The 2019-nt window shown below is 56.0% G+C and carries 1 protein-coding gene and 1 pseudogene; both read left to right on the top strand.

All coding sequences use genetic code 11. The features are described 5' to 3' along the window. A pseudogene (locus tag CER19_RS07645) lies at window positions 1-577 on the top strand (phospholipase); the annotation flags it as partial. Continuing rightward, window positions 577-1857, top strand: coding sequence for a sel1 repeat family protein (locus tag CER19_RS07640; protein WP_116665977.1), 1281 nt, complete (start codon window positions 577-579; stop codon window positions 1855-1857). The pseudogene CER19_RS07645 and the gene CER19_RS07640, both read left to right, overlap by 1 nt. Window positions 1858-2019: the final 162 nt, after the last annotated feature.

Here is a 2019-nt window from a genome sequence, read left to right as displayed (position 1 = left end):
GAAGGCCGAAACGATTCCGGCAGTGACCAAGCTGTTGCGCATCGAGCAGATAAAAAAGGATGCCCGTGCGCGCCCACAACCTGAACGGAATGACCACGTTGGGCAACGGGAACTCAAGGAGTGGCAGGCCCAACGTGATGAGCAAATCAAAGCGGTAGAAGACACAACGATTGGCCCACGGGAAGTGCCTGGTCTGAAAGTGCACCTGTGCTCGCTGGTGGCACCAGACTCACCGGCTGGCAAGGAGTGGATGCCGGTGTATATCCATTCCAAGTTGATGATTGTGAACGACGTGTTCACCACCCATGGCTCGGCGAATATCAACACCCGCAGCATGATGGTGGACAGTGAGTTGAATATTGCTCATGAGTGGGCGGAGGTGACGAGGGCGTTACGGCGGCGGTTGTGGGAGATGCATACCGATAAGAGGGGGGCGCAGGATGATCCGGCGGCGGCGTTCAAGGCTTGGCAGGACATTATCAATAACAACAAACGCCTCCAAAAAGATAGGGAGGCACCCGACGCTCCGCTCGTCGAGTTCTATTATGGCGAAGCCACTCTGAAGGATCTCGACTGATGCGCCTGACGCTCTTGCTCTCCAGTCTGCTGTTGGCCGCTTGCGGCACTGGCAATGCACTGACTTTTCCGACGAAGGACACGCCCTTGAACCCACTTACCGAGATCAAAGCCAAGCTGGCTTTTACCTGTGTACACGAACAGATCCCTGCACCATCTGCCGAGGTCGATGAGTTGTTCCAGTACGCGCGTTGGTTGCAGAAAAACAATCAACTCAAGCAAGACAAAACGGTCGATGTTGAGATTGAGCGCTTGTATCGCATCGCCGCTGAGAATGGTCATTACAAGGCCAATATCAACTTACAGAATGGCACCATGCGCGGCTACTTCAAGCTCAGGGGTAAGGAACACCTGCGCCTGAGTCAGCAACTGATCGACGCGGACGTGGCAACGGGTTACTACTTTATCGGCATATTCCTGCAACAGGGATCCGCCGGATTGAAGAAAGATCCAGAAATGTCGTTGCGTTACTTCCGTAAGGCCGCCGATCACGGTAATGCCCAAGCCCAGTACTATGTGGGCGACAAGCTCGATCCGATTGACGTCGCACCGAAAATAGCGATGCAGATGTATCGTTGCGCGGCTGAACAGGGCGATGGCAAGGCCGCCGGTGCTTTGGGCATCTACCTTAAGCACAAGGGGCAGTACCAAGAGGCTCTTGAAGCATTCCAATTGGGGGCGGCGGCTGGTGATGAGAGTTCGGCCTCATTTTTGGAGCAAGGTTTCCGTGGCCCTCAGCCAGATGATCGGTTGTACTACCTCGGGCAACAACGAGATCTTGAACGCGCTGAGCGCTACGAGCAAATCGGCAAAGTACTAGGTAACTACTCCTACGCCGACCCCAAAGTCCCCGAAATCAACGATATCCTCCCCTTACCCCCGGCCAAACTCCCCGCCTGGGACGGCAAGCTGCAATGGCTGGAAGCCCGCTTGGCCAATGTCCCACCGCCCAAGCCCACCGAGGCACTGATCAACCAACTGGCCAAAGCCATGGTGCTCGATCCGGCCACCGGAAAACCAATGCCCGGTTCACCGGCTTTCAGCCAAGCCAATTTCCCTGTGCGTATCTGCTACAGCGGTGAGACCTGCCCGGAGACGGGCTACTGGAAAATCATCTGGCCCAACGATCTCGCGATTAGGTGGAAAGAAGTCATTCGCCACTTTGAACAGGGCGAGACCATGCCAGTACATCAAGTCGAGCGCACTTACCCACGCCCTTGGCCGCTCTCCGAAAAGATCACCTTGCGCGATGAAGCGGTGGAGTGGGGGCTGCTCGGATGACGCAAAGTCAATCCGACATCGTCGTGCCCCTTGCCCTTCAGCACACCCAGGAGGCGACATGCGGTGCACCCTGGTTTGTGTGTGATACCGAATACCATCCCGCCATGGCGGCTTATTTCCCCTTGGTTAACGGCGAGGAAGCCTTCAAGGCCTTACATGAGG

Origin of the sequence: Pseudomonas sp. GL93 (genome assembly GCF_003408955.1) — a bacterium.
Lineage (GTDB): Bacteria > Pseudomonadota > Gammaproteobacteria > Pseudomonadales > Pseudomonadaceae > Aquipseudomonas > Aquipseudomonas paracarnis.
Note: the sequence above shows the minus strand (reverse complement) of the source record. Positions and strands in the feature narration are given on the sequence as shown.

Excerpts from the sequence above, each read along its gene's own strand:
- CER19_RS07640 (WP_116665977.1), top strand. The coding sequence starts at position 577 with ATGCGCCTGACGCTCTTGCTCTCCAGTCTGCTGTTGGCCGCTTGCGGC.